Origin of the sequence: Tenacibaculum agarivorans (assembly GCF_001936575.1) — a bacterium.
Lineage (GTDB): Bacteria > Bacteroidota > Bacteroidia > Flavobacteriales > Flavobacteriaceae > Polaribacter > Polaribacter agarivorans.
In genome coordinates this window covers 94,902-111,424 of the sequence record NZ_MSMP01000017.1, presented here as the reverse complement: position 1 = coordinate 111,424, position 16,523 = coordinate 94,902, and the positions used below count along the sequence as shown (strand labels likewise).

Annotated in this window: 12 protein-coding genes; 2 read left to right on the top strand and 10 right to left on the bottom strand. The window is 32.0% G+C overall.

Annotated elements, in window-relative coordinates; all coding sequences use genetic code 11:
• Positions 1–66 precede the first annotated feature (66 nt).
• Positions 67–1,725: a tetratricopeptide repeat protein gene (locus tag BVC87_RS14005; protein WP_083629484.1), complete on the top strand. Its 1,659-nt coding sequence runs from the start codon at positions 67–69 to the stop codon at positions 1,723–1,725.
• 93 nt (positions 1,726–1,818) lie between these two features.
• On the opposite strand, the gene BVC87_RS14000 is transcribed toward BVC87_RS14005, so the two are convergent.
• The 5 genes from BVC87_RS14000 to BVC87_RS13980 all read right to left on the bottom strand — a co-directional run bounded on the left by BVC87_RS14000 (position 1,819) and on the right by BVC87_RS13980 (position 6,620).
• Positions 1,819–2,616, bottom strand: a complete 798-nt coding sequence (locus BVC87_RS14000) for an alpha/beta hydrolase (protein WP_075343020.1) — start codon at positions 2,614–2,616, stop codon at positions 1,819–1,821.
• A 143-nt stretch (positions 2,617–2,759) separates the two neighbouring features.
• Positions 2,760–3,884, bottom strand: coding sequence for a zinc-binding dehydrogenase (locus tag BVC87_RS13995; protein ID WP_075343013.1), 1,125 nt, complete (start codon positions 3,882–3,884; stop codon positions 2,760–2,762).
• A 10-nt stretch (positions 3,885–3,894) separates the two neighbouring features.
• On the bottom strand, positions 3,895–5,136 hold the full coding sequence (locus tag BVC87_RS13990) for an NAD(P)/FAD-dependent oxidoreductase (protein WP_075343012.1): 1,242 nt from the start codon (positions 5,134–5,136) through the stop codon (positions 3,895–3,897).
• Between the two features lie 7 nt (positions 5,137–5,143).
• A complete protein-coding gene (locus BVC87_RS13985) occupies positions 5,144–5,452 on the bottom strand; it encodes a 2Fe-2S iron-sulfur cluster-binding protein (protein ID WP_075343011.1) in 309 nt (102 codons plus the stop codon).
• Between the two features lie 16 nt (positions 5,453–5,468).
• Complete coding sequence (locus BVC87_RS13980; protein WP_075343010.1) at positions 5,469–6,620, bottom strand: cytochrome P450; 1,152 nt, start codon at positions 6,618–6,620, stop codon at positions 5,469–5,471.
• A 127-nt stretch (positions 6,621–6,747) separates the two neighbouring features.
• Between BVC87_RS13980 and BVC87_RS13975 the strand changes: the two genes are divergently transcribed.
• Positions 6,748–7,605 (top strand): AraC family transcriptional regulator, encoded by an 858-nt coding sequence (locus BVC87_RS13975; protein ID WP_075343009.1) that lies wholly within the window; start codon positions 6,748–6,750, stop codon positions 7,603–7,605.
• An 82-nt stretch (positions 7,606–7,687) separates the two neighbouring features.
• On the opposite strand, the gene BVC87_RS13970 is transcribed toward BVC87_RS13975, so the two are convergent.
• From BVC87_RS13970 to BVC87_RS13950, 5 genes are all read right to left on the bottom strand, one after another.
• Positions 7,688–8,770 carry a LamG domain-containing protein gene (locus BVC87_RS13970; RefSeq protein WP_075343008.1) on the bottom strand — a complete coding sequence of 361 codons (1,083 nt, stop codon included), beginning with the start codon at positions 8,768–8,770 and terminating at the stop codon, positions 7,688–7,690.
• A gap of 159 nt (positions 8,771–8,929) precedes the next feature.
• Positions 8,930–10,831 carry a CRTAC1 family protein gene (locus BVC87_RS13965; RefSeq protein WP_075343007.1) on the bottom strand — a complete coding sequence of 634 codons (1,902 nt, stop codon included), beginning with the start codon at positions 10,829–10,831 and terminating at the stop codon, positions 8,930–8,932.
• Positions 10,832–10,834: 3 nt separating this feature from the next.
• A complete protein-coding gene (locus BVC87_RS13960) occupies positions 10,835–12,217 on the bottom strand; it encodes a sulfatase (protein ID WP_075343006.1) in 1,383 nt (460 codons plus the stop codon).
• Positions 12,218–12,238: 21 nt separating this feature from the next.
• Positions 12,239–14,098, bottom strand: coding sequence for an alkaline phosphatase D family protein (locus tag BVC87_RS13955; RefSeq protein WP_083629482.1), 1,860 nt, complete (start codon positions 14,096–14,098; stop codon positions 12,239–12,241).
• Entirely contained in the window at positions 14,098–16,437 is a 2,340-nt protein-coding gene (locus BVC87_RS13950) for a beta-galactosidase (protein WP_083629480.1), read from the bottom strand. Before BVC87_RS13950 ends, BVC87_RS13955 begins: the two co-directional genes overlap by 1 nt.
• Between the last annotated feature and the right edge of the window lie 86 nt (positions 16,438–16,523).

Genomic DNA, 16,523 nt, shown 5'->3' with positions numbered 1-16,523 from the left:
GGGATTGTTTATGTTGAAAGGTCAGTTCCATTTATTGGCTGACCTTTTTTTAATTGTAGAATAGTAATGAAAATAATGCGTAACCTACTTTTTATATCGTACTTAATGGTCTTGAGTTCTTTGGCAAGCGCTCAAACCAAGATAGATAGTACGCTTATACGTTTCGAAAACCAGTTTACAACTGCCAAAACAGATTCCTTAAAAGTAGAAGCTTTACTTAAACTTTGCAATTACCAAAGAAAGAGGGATTATAATAAAGTTATTACTTATTGTAGTCAAATTCATGAAATTCTTAATAAAGCTACGTATAATACTAAAATACAAAGAGCAAAAACCTTTGGTCATTCTGGAATTTATAAACGACGAAAATCTGATTATGTAGGTGCATTAAAAGATTACTATGCTGCAGAAAAAATCTATATCCGCTTAAGCGATACCGTTCAACTTTCTACTATTTACCACAACATAGGTTTTGTATACAGAAGTCAAAAAGAATATAACAAAGCAATCAAGCACTTCAAAAAAGCAATTACTTTAAACTATACTAATAAAAAATATAGAAGTCTTGGTAATAATTACAGTATGATGTCTCAATGTTATAAAAACTTATATCAAACTGATTCTGCTTTTTATGTTATAAATAAAGCTATTGAATATTTTGATTTGGATAATTATGAAGAAGGCAAACAACAAGCTATTGCTAATAAGGCTTCAGTATTAACGTTTCAAAAGAAATATAACCAAGCCCTTTCTATGTATTTAGACTATCTGGAATATGTGAAAAGTATACACAAAAAAAGATCTATTGTAAATACACTAATTAATATTGCTAATGCCTATTTGCAAATTGAAGAACATAGCAATGCACTGCGTTATGTTAATGAAGGTATAGAAATGGCTATTTCTCAAGATACCAAACAATACTTATATAACGGTTATTTAATTAGAAGTAGAATTTACAAAGCGATGAAAAAGTATGATTTTGCATTCAAAGATGTTGCGAAATACACAGAAATTAATGACGAAATAAATAATGTAAAAAAAGCCAAAGAATTACAAGACATTGAAGTACTACATGCCTACGAAAAAAAACGTTTAAGGGATAGTATTATTAAATCAGCAGAAAAGAAAAATATACTTATTCATGCTAAAACACAACAACTCAAAAAACAATTGTATGTTAGTATACTTTTTATTTTTACGTTACTAGTCATAATCATTTTACTGCTTAGATTTAAACGCTATAAAAAAGCTAAGGAAAGTCCTCCTAAGAAAGAAAAACAACTATCCACCACCAACCATAATATACATTCTGAAGTTGGTATAAAAAAAGAACAAGTTAGAGAATTACATACCAAAACGGTATCTCATATACAAACTAAAGAGCCTTCCGTTATATCCAATCCTAATAATACGATATTACTAGAACAAATCATTTCTAACTTAAAAAATGATATTATTGATGATGAAAAAATTAATGAACTAAAAGAAAATATTAAAACTTTAAATCATGACTTTCTAATTCGGCTTAAAATAAAACATCCAAAACTCACTAAAACCGATATTGAAGTCTGTGCTTTCATTAAAGTTGGATTTTCAAGAAACGAAATAGCCAGCGTAAGAAAAACAAGTTTAGAAGCTATAAAATCGACTCGCTTTCGCTTGAAAAAGAAGCTACAATTGGGTAAAGAAAATAAATTAGACGAGTACATTCAAAATCTATAAGATTTAAAGAAAGAAGATGGAAATTGTGTTTTCAATTGTGTACGATTCCAATTCGTAAATCTAAAAACCTAAAGTTACTTTACATCTCTATTACTATAAAGTATCAAAGAACAGTAAACTATCTTTAACATGCTCTTCCCAATAAGGCCACTCATGTTTTCCTGAGAATTCCTCATAAACATGAATAATATTTTCATCTACTAATTCTTGGTGTAGTTTCCTATTGTGTTCTATTAACTCGTCATTTTTTCCACAATCAAATCGGAAAGGAGCAATATGGTCTTTATTCTTTTTAATGATTTCAAAGACAGATTCTTCTTTAGCACTTTCTTGTTTGTAATTTTCTAATTCTTCCTCTACAAACAAACTCATTTGAGGTAAATCTGTAATAGAACTATGCCCAGAAAACCCTGAAAACACATTTGGATACTTAGCTCCTAATCGTAATGCTCCATATCCTCCCATGGAAAGTCCTCCAATAAAAATTTTAGAATCATCTGTAATCTCTTCTACAACTTCTTTTACAGCTGTAATTACATCCTCTGCTATCCATTTTTCAAAATTATAACTGCTATGCGGTAAATAGGCTGAACCATCTCCCCAGAGACCATCAGAAGGCATTGCAATTACCATGGGTTGGATTTCTTTCTCTGTAATCATTCGCTCTGCAGTACGATGTACTCCTGCTTTTTGAGACCATATCCAAGCACTCCCATACACTCCGTGTAGTAAAATTACTAGTGGTGTATTTGGTGCTAAACGTACACTTGGAATATATACACAAATATCTCCTCTACCTTTAAGATTAGGCGTTTTTATGGTAATAAATCGAAGATTATCGGATTCAAACTCTTTATTTGAGATTTCAATGGTCCTAAATTTTGATGTCATAACATGCTCTAGTTTTTCTGACTTTAGTAGATCCCCCTTGAATTCTATAGAAACCTTAAAAATAACAAGGGGGTAATTCACCTACCAAAACAAATATTTTGTAATTCTAAGATGTATTTCAACTGTTATTAGTATGCTAATAATTAGTCAAAAACAATTACTCCTTTTGCATTTTTCCCTGCTAACATATCATCAAATCCTTGTTGAAGATCTTCTAATGTATATGTACGTGTAATCATTTCTTCAATTAATAAATCTCCCTTTTCATACAATGCTTCAAACTTAGGAAAGTCAATATCTGGTTTAGCCCCACCATATAGTGGATTGATATATATTTTATCCCATTCAAATAAGCGCATATCTACCATGATTTCTTCTTCAATTCCACTTACCTGTACCGCAGTACCTGCATTACGTATCATGGCTAAAGGGGCTACACCTAAAGCAGGAACAGCTGTACACTCAAAAGCGTAATCTGCCCCTCTACCATTAGTCATTCCTTTTACTATTTCAGCAGCTTTCAGCAAACCTTTATCTTCTTTATCTGCTAAAATAACATCAGTAGCTCCAAACTGTTTTGCCATTTCTAAGCGTTGCTCATTAATGTCTATCGCAATAATTTTTACTGCTCCAGAAATTCTAGCTGCTTGCACTACGTTTAAACCTATTCCACCAGTTCCTAAAACTACTACAGAACTTCCCCACTCTGGTTTGGCTGTGTTAAATACCGAACCACACCCAGTCATTACAGCACAACTAATAGTTGATGCTGCTTCAAAAGATAATTTCTTAGAGTTTTTCTTTACAACACCTGAAGATTTCACTAATGCATACTCAGAAAAAGTTCCTAAATTAAATGAGCGTTCTATAGGTTTATCATTCCATGTTGTAGACTCAAAAGTTGGATGACCTCCTGAAATTTTACCTGCATGACTTGCCAAAACTGGAGAATTACACTCACAAATATTTTGATTTCCTATTTGAGATTGAAAACTATCATACTTTGGGGTAGCCCAGTTTAAAATGACTTCATCTCCAACTTCAACCTTTGTTACTGCATCACCAACTGCTTCTACTATCCCTGCTCCTTCATGCCCCATAACAATAGGCATTCCCCATGTTAATGAGTCATAATCGGTATGGCATATAGCCGCAGCTTTAATTTTAACCAATACTTCATCACTTTTAGGTGGATGAATTTCGGTTTCTTCAATCTTGAAAGTTCCATCTCCAGGAGCGATTGCTGCTTTACATTTAATAGTACTCATCTTGTTTTTGTTAGTTTATTTCGTTTTGGTTAATTACTACTATAGATTTTAAATCTGATGCTGGATCAGCCAATTTAATTTTATCGATTTCTGCTTTTGTTTTAATGTATTTTGTACCTAACACATAAGATTTAGCATTGTTTATGGAGTCTACAGCAAGAAGTTGTTTTCCTTTAAAATACCAAATAGAGAACTTTTTATCCTCTTCAACTCTAACAACCTTATCGTCGTGTCCATCCGCTAAACCAACAATTTGAAGTTTAATATCATATTGATCTGACCAAAACCAAGGAAGAGTTTCATATATTATTTCCTTTCCACAAATATTTTTGGCCGCAACCTTTGCCTGATCAACAGCGTTTTGAACAGACTCTAATCGAACAAATCGATCATAAATACCATTGTAATGATAGGTACAATCTCCGATAGCATAAATATCTTTTTGTGAGGTTTCTGTTTTTGTATTTACATGAATACCGTTTTCAAGTTTCAATCCAATACTTTCTGCTAACTCTGTATGTACTCTAATTCCAACACCTACAATAATAATATCTGCTTCATAAGCAGAACCATCATTACATATCACATGATTTGTATTTGTGATTTCAGTAACATTTTTATTCGTAAAAATCGATACTCCATTTGCTCGATGTAATTCATCAAAGAATTTTGATAAATAAGTAGTAGTTACTCTTGCTAGAATACGATCTTCACGTTCTAAAACCGTAACATCAGCACTTAGCTTCTTTAGTGATGCTGCAGTTTCTAATCCTATATAACCGCCTCCTATTACAACGACTTTCTTAGTCTTACTTGTGTGTAATGCTTTACGAATTCCATCAACATCATTAGCGTTTCTAAGTGTAAAAACATGTTTTGCTTGTTGTATTCCTTTTATTGGTGGAATAAAAGCTCTTGCTCCCGTAGCAAAAACTAGTTTATCATAATGTTGTACACTATTATTATCTAATTGAACAAACCGTTCTTCCGTATTTATGCTGACAACAGATACTCCTAACTGTAAGTCAATATTATCTTTAGTATAGCTTTCTTCTGGTTTTAATAGATTATTTTGAATGCTATCTTCTAACTCTAAATACTTTTTAGAAAGTGGTGGTCTGTGGTATGGTAGTTTTGAATCTTTATCAAAAATTATAATACTTCCCTCCCAACCTTCTTTACGTAACGCAAAAGCTAAGTTTACCCCAGCATGACTTGCTCCAATAATAACACAAGTTGTATTCTGAGACATATAATTTTTATTTTGCAACAGTTAATTCAACTCCGTCAATAGCATCTGTAATTTCTATTTGACAACATAAACGACTAAACTCATTTGCATCATCTGCAAGCTCAAGCATATCTACTTCAATATCGCTCGCTTTTCCTACTTTATCTATATCTTTTTCAGCAACAAAAACATGACATGTTGCACAAGAACATACACCTCCACAATCACCATCAATACCTTGTACTCCATTATTTACAGCCAATTGCATTACGTTTCCAGAATCACCTTCTAATACTATCTTTTCTTTATTGCTTGTTATAAAAGTTATGTTAGCCATAATTTATTATTGTTACTTATTTATTAAACTTTACCTTTAATTCATGAAATCCGACTTTACGATGGAATTCACCCCATTCTTCAATGTTTTCTCTACTATCTGTTATTGCAATAGAAGTAACCTTATCGGACAAAAGACGTAATAAAGTTCTCATAATTTGACGTGCGTGAGTTGCTCCTAAACAATTATGATGACTAAACCCGAAAGCAACATGTGGATTTATTTTTCTATCAAAATTGACTTCATTTGGATTTTCAAAAACAGTTTCATCTCTATTAGCTGAAGCCCAACATAAGGATACTCGAGTGTCATTTTTTACAGCATGCTCACAAACTTGAGCGTCTTCCGTAGCTACTCTTCCCATGTGAGTTAATGGTGAAAAATATCGGATTAATTCTTCTACTGCTTTATTAATTTTATCTGGGTTTTCTTTTATGTCTTGCAAAGATTTTGGATGCTCTGCGAAATAGGCAATCGTATTTGTTACTGCATTAATAACAGTATCTCTTCCTCCTGCAAAAGTTAAAATCATGATTCCTTTGATTTCATCGTGAGTTAACTTTTTTCCGTTTACTTCTGCCTGTAATAAAACGGAGTATAAATCTTCACCTAAATTTTCTCTAGCTCCGTTAATTTTATCATCCAAATAATCATATAATACATTTGCTTTAGAAGCATCTAAGCTATCTCCTTCGCTTCTGAATACATGTGTTCCCCAAGAGATGAATGTATCCGACTCAACATATGATGTATTTAATAAAATAGTCAGTGCTCTTGATTGTAATTTTAGAGAAAAATCATCTACTACTTCAATTTCATCTTTTGATACAACTTCGTCAATTAATGTTGAAATCTGGTCGTTCAATATTTTTTGATACTCCTCTCCATTGGGCCTTTTAAACCATCCTTCTAATAGCTCTCTAAAATCTTTATGTAATGGTGGGTCTACCTCAAAAGGAATCTGTCTAATATCACGAATATTTACTTCAGAAGGAACTACAATTCTCCCTGGAACTGCTCCTGATTGATATGTTTTCCAATTATGTGCTGTTTTTCTAACATCTTTATGACGTAAAATCATTGCTACAGGATCATTTTGATCATCAATATGTCCTAATCCTGAATCTTGTCTTGCCTTTTCAAAAGGATCTGGAAATTCACTTTTCATAAATATTGGATAGTTTTTTTACAAATTTGACAATATTAGTTTTGCAATCATCGACGTATATTGTCAGATATTTGAACTATATTTCCTTTTTATTTTATTTTTCACTTTTCAAAGCACATATTGGATTATGAAAGCTATAAAAGAGCAACTTTTTTATGCTAATCAACAGTCGTTTTTAATTTCTGAGTTTGAACAAAATTATTTTGATTCTCCATGGCACTTTCATCATGAATATGAGCTTACCTATATTCAAGCTGGACATGGAACTCGATTTGTAGGTACTAGTGCTGAATTATTTACAGTGGGAGATTTGGTATTAATTGGTCCGCAATTACCACATTATTGGCGTTGTGATACTATTTTCTACCAACAGGAAAATCTTATTTCAAAAAGTCAGGTGATACAATTTAAACAAGATTTATTTTTTGCTCATGAGCTTCCTGAAATGAAAAATATTCACTCTTTATTAAAGAAATCTATTAGTGGAATTCAATTTCTAAATGGTAAGCAATACGAAGAACAAATTCTAAATTTAAAAAATAGTACTGGGATTCATCGATTACTTTCATTCTATAAAATTTTAGAAGAATTAAGCTTGGATAAGCATCAGCGTTTACTTTCTACCACAGCTAGTTCGCAATTATATCAAGCAAAAGACAGTGCTACTTTTCAAAAGATTTTAAACTATATCTTCGATAATTTAGAACATGAAATTTCATTAGATACTATAGCATCTAAAGTATACATGAGTAAATCTTCTTTCTGTAAATATTTTAAAAAAAGAACAAAAACAACATTTACTGATTATGTAAACCGACTTAGAATAACCAAAGCCGCTAAATTACTTGCTGAATCTGATTTAACGATTTCTGAAATCTGTTTTGCTTCTGGATTTAATAGTTTAAGTTATTTTAATAGACAGTTTAAAAAGCAAAAAAAAATAAGCCCAAAGGCTTATGCAAAATTGTATCGTATAAAAGAATAACGTGAACCCTATTTAGAATCTATGGTTTTAGGGGATTACTTATATGAGAAAATTAGATTCTTGATTCACGTTATCGCATTTTTTATTGATGTACTGGTTTAAAAATTCTAATCCAGTCTACTTTTAACACATGGTCTTCTGGAGCATTAGCGATCTCATCATCCGTTGGAAACCTACCTTTTGCTGAATTCCAATTCTGAACTTCCGCATTGATAATAATATCCATTTCCTTATTCAATCCTGTTCTAGTGTTGTCTGCAGTTTGTGTTGGAGATGTATACCCTAAAGGATCTATACCATCTTTACCTCCTACAGTATCTAAATCATCCATAACTTTCACTAAATTTCCATTGATATAATACTCAAGATAGGTTGGTGATTTCCAATACACACCTATACGCACCCAGTCACTTGATGTAAATGGATATCCGTCAATTTTTTGCCAAGTACTTGCATCTTTAGGTTGGTAATCTTGAAACGGATTTCTGATAAAAACATGATGACTAATATGAAATCTTTCACTAAACCACGCTTGCTCATTTCTTGGGTTTTGCGCTCCGTAAGCTTCTAAAATATCAATCTCTTGAGTATCATCTGGACTTAACATCCATATATCAGATGCAAAAAATGCATTTGCCACTTTCACCTTAGTTTCTACATAAACCGGATACTGCACTCTTTTTGTAGAAGTAATGCAACCTAAACGAGTAGCTTTGTCTGTAAATGTATCAGATCCTACCATATATGTTTTCATTTCTCCAGGCTCTCTTGTTGTAATTAAACGTAAATTACCTCCAGATACGGTTACATTTTCATGTTTCCAAATTGTAGATCCGGGTCCTTCCCACAAGTTATGGTAAAAATTAGTCCACTTACCATTTCCAAACTCTGTTAAACTTGATTGTCCTGCAAATTCATATTCAAAATCATCAGAAATATCCTCTTGAAATTCCCATGTCATTCCACTACCTGGATCTGCTGGTACAGGTATTGTCATCCAAGTTTCCGCTGTATTTCCCCCATCTGTTCCTGAATCTCCTCCATTTCCATTGGTATTATCATCTGTTTGCTCATCTGAATCAGTTTTTACAGATTCAGCATTATCTGAAGAGCACCCAACAAATAAAATTACGATTATTATTAAAAAAAGGCTTTTAAATTTCATATTACATAAACTTTACTTTCGAAAAGTATCAAATATACATTTATACCATAAGAAAACTTCACTTTACACACTTGATAAAAACTTAACATTTAAGTTAAATTATTTTAAAAACAGCGATTTACATTACATTTTAATTTCTTTAAAAGGGATTTAATTCTATTATTCGAATACTTTTAAGTTCTGATTTACTTTTACATTTTTAAATGTTTTGGTACCCCCGTTTCTCCATTGAATTTTAATTTCTTCAATCTTTTGGGTTTTCCCAAGGCCAAAATGTACCGTATTTAAAAATGACTGTGCATGAGAAGCACTCCCTGACCCTATTAATTTATGTTGTTTTCCATACTTGGTAATAACTGTAACTTTAGCTCCATATGCATCTATATTGTCTTTAGTATTACCCACAGTAATTAGAATATAATTATTGATATTTTCTATTTTATTTTCATACAAATGCCAACTTCCATTATCTTCATCTCCACTTAAAATATCTAAACGACCATCAAGATTATAATCAAAAGCAGCTCCCATATCTCCATGAAAATCTCTTAACTCTTTTGGTGTTGCTCCATGATTTAATGCAGCTTTAAAAGACTGTCCATTATGATTAGTTAATAACACGTCTGGTTCTCTTTGTTTTAATTTACCATAACGGTATATAAATAGATCTGTAAATCCATCATTATTGAAATCTCCTGGAATAATTCCTGGATTATTATCGCCACTCTCTTTTGGTAATAGCTCTGTAGCATTAACAAAATGATCTCCTTGATTTTTTAGTAAAATATCTTCTACTCCTAAATTTTGACGTTCCCAATCCGTTTTTATCTTATTAACCCCTGTTATAGAACCTCGTATCCCCCAGGCCAAATTTGTTTTTAATAACCATTCTAATCTCCACTCTCCATTACCCTTATACCCCAAATACCAGCCACTTTTATCAAGTTCTTTAGGGAAACCTTTTGCTTCTTCTTGAGTTACAGTTTGAACCTCTACAGGCATTTTGTATTCTATTTTATTTCGACCAATAAAAAGTGGAATTAAAGGCTTTTTAGGTCCTCTTGGAAATCGGAAAAATTCTAATAAATTAATATCTCCTGATGCAAAAAATGTAATTCTATCATGACTTTTATTTCCTTCATCTCGAAAGTCTAATCGCTTTTTATTTTCATCAAAATTTACAGCATTGTTTGCCATTTGATACGTAGATTTTCCTCTGGCTAAATAATAATCTAAATTACCATCATTATCAAAATCAAATTCAGCAACTGTCATTACACTATTTGTCTTTTGTAGTTCTTTGGGTAACCATGTGTCACTTTTATTTGTGAATGTAAAGTCATTATTACCTGCCCAAAATTCTATAGGTGAATATGGTGAAAAGGTAATAATGTCTAATTGATCATCATTATTAAAATCAGTGATTAGTAATCGTTCAGCATCGATAGCTTCAAAAATAGGACTAGGCTTATACGCAAAAGTTCCGTCTCCTTTATTTTCAAACAAAATATTTCTTGGAATATCTTCATGAACCATTTGTGCTGCATTGATTTGTAAGAAATCTAAATCTCCATCATTATCAAGATCAATCCAACGAACAGAACGTCCTCTAGCTCCCATTTTTGATAACCCTGCTTCCTCAGTTACATCCTTAAAAGTACCATTATCATTACGTAATAAGCGCTGGGGCTGCGGAGTTAAACCATTACCTCCACCTAAGGATAATACTATATCTAAATCACCGTCTTTATCATAGTCACCTGCTGACATGCCGTGTAAATCTGCTCTAGGAAAGATATTTTTTTGCTCTGTAAATACATTTTCTTTACCTCCCCAGAATAATTGTACGGGTGTATTGTCATGATTTCCTAATAAAAGATCATACTTCCCATCTTGATTTAAATCTGCGATAGTAGGACCTCCATATTTCCAATTGTATTCAGTTATTAATCCTACTTTTTGGGTTACTTCTGAAAAAATAGGAGTTTGAGTTTGCTGACTTAATACACTTTTAAATGAAAGTGCTAATATTAAAGTTAATAAAAATAACTTGTTCTTCATTTTTTATTTTTTCTTTCTAAAAGAATCCATACGCTCCATTGCTTTACCCTCATACTCTCTTTTTAATTGCCATAAAGGTCTTTTTAAAGTAAGCTCCCATTTAAATAATTCTTTATACATTTTTCTTACTTTTTCAGGGTATTTAGCAGCTAAATCATTTACTTCTGAAATATCTTCTTTTAAATTATATAGCTCAGCAGGACGATCTGGGTAACGTAATAATTTCCAATCTCCATCTCTAATAACTCCTCTATTTTCTTTTTTCCAAAACAACTTTTGATGTGGTCTATCTAACCTATTATCTTTAATAAATGGTATTAAATTTACACCATCAACATCTTTTAAATCCTTGACATTTCCTCCTCCCATTGAATAAAAAGTAGGTAATAAATCCATAGTACTTACCGGATAATTGTATACCGATTTATAAGGAATTTTTTTATCCCAACGCATTACAAAAGGTATACGTATTCCTCCTTCCAAATGGTTTGCTTTAGTTCCACTTAAAGGGTGATTAAGCGATCCATTAGTATCTGATGGACCTCCATTATCATTCATAAATACTATTATTGTATTATCATTAATGTTTAATTCTTCAATTTTTTTAAAAATCCTTCCGCAAGCTCTGTCCATAGATAATGTCATTGCTGCTAAAGTTTTACGCTTTCCTTTTAAATTTGGAAACTCTTTCAAATCTTTTCTATCAGCTTCCATTGGGGTATGAACAGCATTGAATGCTAGAACTACAAAAAATGGTTGTTTATGATTTTCATCTATAAATTTTACTGTTTTGTTTGCAAGAGCATCTGTTAAGTATACGGAGTCCTCTTTAAAGTTTCTAAATCCAAGTTCTAAATAATCTTCCTGTCTATAATTTGGATTGCTCTCATTAAACTCATAGTAAGATCTTGCCCCTCCTCTAAAACCATAAAAAAAGTCAAATCCTCTTTTGGTTGGATGGTACTGATCAGCATTACCTAAATGCCATTTTCCTATGATAGCAGTTTTATACCCTAAATTTTTCATGTAATCCCCCATAGTTACTTGTTCTAACGGCAACCCCATTTCATCTCCTTTTAATGCGGAATTCCCCATATAACCTGGTACATTATTTTCTTCATAACCAAATTTTTGTTGGTATTTACCTGTAAGAAGCCCGGCTCTCGATGGTCCACAAACAGCGGCGGTTACATAAGCTTGTGTGAATTTCATTCCTTGGTCAGCTAGTTTATCTAAATGTGGTGTTTTAAAAGCTTTGCTACCTTGAAAACCAAAATCAGCATAACCTGCATCATCAGATACAATAAGGATTATATTTGGTTGTTTTTTTTGAGCGTAAGAGTTTAAAACAATTAAAAGTAATATTGCTAAATATATGTTTCTCATTTATAATTGTTATTCAAAATTTTATTTTATGTAAACTTCTTTCACCTTTCTATTCCTTTTTTTAGCGGTAACATTTTTAAGTTCAACTATATTCGTCCCCTCTCCAACAGAAATAGTATAGCTTCCTTCTTGTAAAACTTTAGCTTGATATTTTGTACCATTAATTCTTAGCGATGATATCAGTTCACCGTTAGTAGCATTTCGAACTGTAACTACTTGATTAGGTTTAGAAATCTTTAGCTTAGGAAGTTCATATCCTTTTTTAATGGTAAAATTGTCTTTTTGGTTGATTGTAATCGGCCACCCAGGATATTGCTTGCTCTTTGGATCTGTAATATTCACATTTCTCCCCCAACAATCGAAGGTAATGTCTCTTGTTTTTTTATTGTAACGTACAATTCCATATCCTGCTGCTCTTGTAGATAATTTACCTCCTTCTTTTATTTGAGGTAGTGTTGGGTTGCCTACAGCTTTTACCGTCATTTTATTTTGAAAGCCATCTAAAAAATCACCAGTATATTTAGGACTGTTTTTTTCTTGATTTAGTCCTGGCTTTTTAGGATCCCACCAACGTAACCAAAAATTGGCTATTGCGGGTGTACAAAACGAATAACCAGCATCACCAAAATCATCAATTCCATGCTTTACAACACTACCTAGATGTTGATCTCCTGCTACCATTACAGAAAAACTTTTTCGAATCACAGATAGTGCCTTATCTCTTCCTGTTTGAGGCCAGGCATTTGTATCGAAATCTGCTAGTAATTCTCTATCATGCTTTCCAGAGTAGTTATTTACTTGTGAAAAAATGGTTTGAGATAATACTGTTTTCATACTGGCATCTTCCCAATCTGTAGTCCAATCTTCTAAGAACTTTAGCTGTCTATCACCTAATAATTTTAATCCCTCAATATCCATTCTTTTTGTATCTACATTGGGATTAAAAATAGCTTCATAAGAACCATTCGGAAAAACATCTGTAATTTTTTCAGCTAATACATCAATTCCCGATTTAAATTTTCTATCCTCTAAAATAGCAAAACTCATACCTCCCCATTTTAAATCAGTATAATAAACACCAATACCTCTTTCTATAGGTGTTGCATCATAAGGATCTGGTAAATGGCTCGTTTGTGCCCTTTCAACTTCTTGTATGTATGAAATTGGCATATAATACCCGCCAGATTTTCCTCTTCTCGATTTTGCTTTTTTTCCGCCTTGTCCCCAAAGATTTCCTTGACCAATATCGTGATCATCTGGAATGGTAATCGTCGGTGTATTTCTAATAATTTCTTCAAAATCTTTCCCAAATTTTAGCCAGTACAAATAATGTTGACTATGATCATATACTTGATCTCCAGAAAAAAACAATAAATCTGGTTTTATCTTTTTTACATTCGATACAATATCTTCTCTTGAAATATCGCCTCCATGACCAGGATAAATAGAATTACAAGTGAATGCTGCCATTACAAACTCTTCTTTATCTACAGGATTTTTCCTTAAAATTCCTTCGTAAAAAGCCGTATTATTATGATTAACTCTATACTTCACCTCTTTGGTATCATTCCAATTTTCTACTCTAAATGGAGCTGTATATCCAGGATATATAATTCTGGTTTCGGCTATTTTTTTCCATTCATTATTCATAAAAACCTCTAAACTAGCTTCAAAAGGCTCTACATTCTCTATCGGATAAAATTGAGCGGTAAGCTTTAATGTATTTTCATGAATGGTGTACAGTGCAAAAGCTATTCGATCTTTTGGGGCAATATAATCTGGTAACTTTAGCAGGTTTTCCTGTGCTTTGGCAGAAAAAATTAAGCATATTGTAAATAATATGCTTAATTTTTTTATTGAAAAATATTTTTTTATTGTCATTATTTATTTTCTTTATATTGATCTGCACTACCAAATCTTCTCGTGTACAAACCTGAGTTTATTTCCTTAGCTTTCTTGATCATCGGTGGATAAGGTATATCTGTTGCTGAAACAAAACCTACATTGTAGTTTTCGCCATCATGGGCTCTACCTGTGAGTGGAGAATCTAAGTATTGGAACCAGTGACAACCAACTAAATATGGGTTATCAATAACAGAATTTGCATAATCTTCCCACATCCTAGCACGATCATCTTGATCCGTTGCATGCACTAAACCAGAATGTAATAATCCTGAATCAGGAGCTCCAATGTGGTACTCACCAATAAGTGTTGGCATGTCTACCTCTTCTAAAAATTGCCAATATTTTTTACCAATTCCTTCTTTATAATAATTGTAACTAAATACATCTACAAACTTAGCTGCTGATTTTCTTACTTCTGGAGTTACACCCCATACCGCAAAACGACAACCTAAATACATATGATTTGGCATTTTTTTCGCTAATGCATCATGAATAACTTGAAAATATTTAGTTGCAAACGCTTCTAACAACACAGATAAATCTGCAAGCATTCCTTCTGAATATTCTTCTTTTGATTTGTAATTGATTCCTTTTTCTAATACTTTCCATGAAGATATATCTGTCTTCCATGCTGCATTTAACGCTTGGATTGTCGGATATTTTTTTCTTAGAATTTCCATAGAATGTCTTTTCAAATAACTCGTCATATCTTTTGAAAGTCCATCCAATACCAATCCATAATGATATTTTTTTGCGCTAGTTGCTCCCCAACTTCTTTCATTATCGATAAAAACTCCAATACACCAAGGATTATTTTTTACTTCTTCTGCTACTACTGCAATAGATTTTTTAGCTCTACGTTCAAATTCTGGGTCAAATGGATCAGGCATTGGTCCCCAATAATCTAGACCAGAATATACTTTTTGAAAATCACCAATAATCCATCCGTTGGCAAAATATGGTAACTTATTCCTATGATAAAAAGCAGGGTCAATCCAGTTACCAAACGAAGTGAATCCCCAGTTTCGCATTCTATTTTCTGTAACTTCTAACCACTTATCAATGTAAGATTTTGGGTATTGTTCTCCATAACGTCTTTCTAAATTTGCGCTATAAAAGCTAAACGTTTGTCCATGTTCTACAGGTCCAAAATGAGACTCTTTTCTATAGCTGTAATGATCCGCTAAAGGTCCATCAATATCAGGTAAGCCTACAAACATATCATTTCGTAATTTATTGGTAACATGCCCTGTTTTCATAATTTCTTTAGGCACTGCTACAATACCTTTAGAATCTTCTGGAGTTACATCTTCAGGATCTCTATGTTTAATTTTCTCATCCGTGTAATCTATTCCAGTATAAGTAGTTGAATTTGCCATTCTAACATTAGCCAATCCTATTGAGAAGAAAATATAGCCTTCAGGATCTACTAATGCCCATTTACCATTTACTTTTTCTTTTCTAAAAAACCCTGTAGCCTTTAATTTTGGTCCATTTTTCCAACCTCCATACTGACTTCTATCTGGCATTAATGTGTATTCTGCTAATGACTTTAATTCTGTATCAGCAATTTTCTTCAATTCTTCGTCAGAACTTACTTTAATTGGAAAATCTATTTTAGCATTTTGACCGTATTTATCTACAATACCTTTTAAGAAGTTTGGATCTCTTTCTGGACTCTCTACAAATCGAATATTATCAAGTGTTACTGTTTTATCTTTATACCCACTATTCGAGTAAATCTTAACTGACGCCACTTTAGAGAAATCTATTTTCCCTAACAGGCCACTTATTTTTAAAGGAATTGCATCAGTATCCCAAGCTTTAGGTGTATCTCTTAATCCACTATCTATATCTTCTTGCTGTGTAGTTAGCTCGAAATAATACGAATTGAATTCATTCGGATGTATACTTACAAATCTTCTTGTTGTATGTCCTTTATCATTTTTAACTTCTACATTTAAGAATGAAGAATGATTACCTTCACTTTTAGCATCAAAAACTAAACAGTATTTCTTATTCTTATCTAATTCCCATGGTTGTTTAGCTTCAAAAAGTATCCCACTAATTTTATTATCTTTTTCAAAAGCAACTTTTAGGGTTTTATTACCTTCAGTTGTAGTAACAAATTCGTGTTTAGATTTTATATTTTCAAAATTATCTATTGAATCATTTTCGAAATTATTGATTATAATTTCAGATTTATAATTCCATATTTTTTTTGCGGTTGATTGATTTTCTTTTTTCTCTTTACAAGAAAAAAATGTTGTAAGTAGTACTAAGAAAAATACTTTATACAAAATTTTAGCTGTCATGTTATTTCATTTTCTAAAAAAAGTGTCTTCGAAAAACGATTATTCTCAATTATTGACACTTAATTTTGATTATATGTTAATTTGAT

Coding starts and splice junctions, on each gene's coding strand:
- BVC87_RS14005 (WP_083629484.1), top strand. CDS start 67: ATGAAAATAATGCGTAACCTACTTTTTATATCGTACTTAATGGTCTTG.
- BVC87_RS14000 (WP_075343020.1), bottom strand. CDS start 2,616: ATGACATCAAAATTTAGGACCATTGAAATCTCAAATAAAGAGTTTGAA.
- BVC87_RS13995 (WP_075343013.1), bottom strand. CDS start 3,884: ATGAGTACTATTAAATGTAAAGCAGCAATCGCTCCTGGAGATGGAACT.
- BVC87_RS13990 (WP_075343012.1), bottom strand. CDS start 5,136: ATGTCTCAGAATACAACTTGTGTTATTATTGGAGCAAGTCATGCTGGG.
- BVC87_RS13985 (WP_075343011.1), bottom strand. CDS start 5,452: ATGGCTAACATAACTTTTATAACAAGCAATAAAGAAAAGATAGTATTA.
- BVC87_RS13980 (WP_075343010.1), bottom strand. CDS start 6,620: ATGAAAAGTGAATTTCCAGATCCTTTTGAAAAGGCAAGACAAGATTCA.
- BVC87_RS13975 (WP_075343009.1), top strand. CDS start 6,748: ATGAAAGCTATAAAAGAGCAACTTTTTTATGCTAATCAACAGTCGTTT.
- BVC87_RS13970 (WP_075343008.1), bottom strand. CDS start 8,770: ATGAAATTTAAAAGCCTTTTTTTAATAATAATCGTAATTTTATTTGTT.
- BVC87_RS13965 (WP_075343007.1), bottom strand. CDS start 10,831: ATGAAGAACAAGTTATTTTTATTAACTTTAATATTAGCACTTTCATTT.
- BVC87_RS13960 (WP_075343006.1), bottom strand. CDS start 12,217: ATGAGAAACATATATTTAGCAATATTACTTTTAATTGTTTTAAACTCT.
- BVC87_RS13955 (WP_083629482.1), bottom strand. CDS start 14,098: ATGACAATAAAAAAATATTTTTCAATAAAAAAATTAAGCATATTATTT.
- BVC87_RS13950 (WP_083629480.1), bottom strand. CDS start 16,437: ATGACAGCTAAAATTTTGTATAAAGTATTTTTCTTAGTACTACTTACA.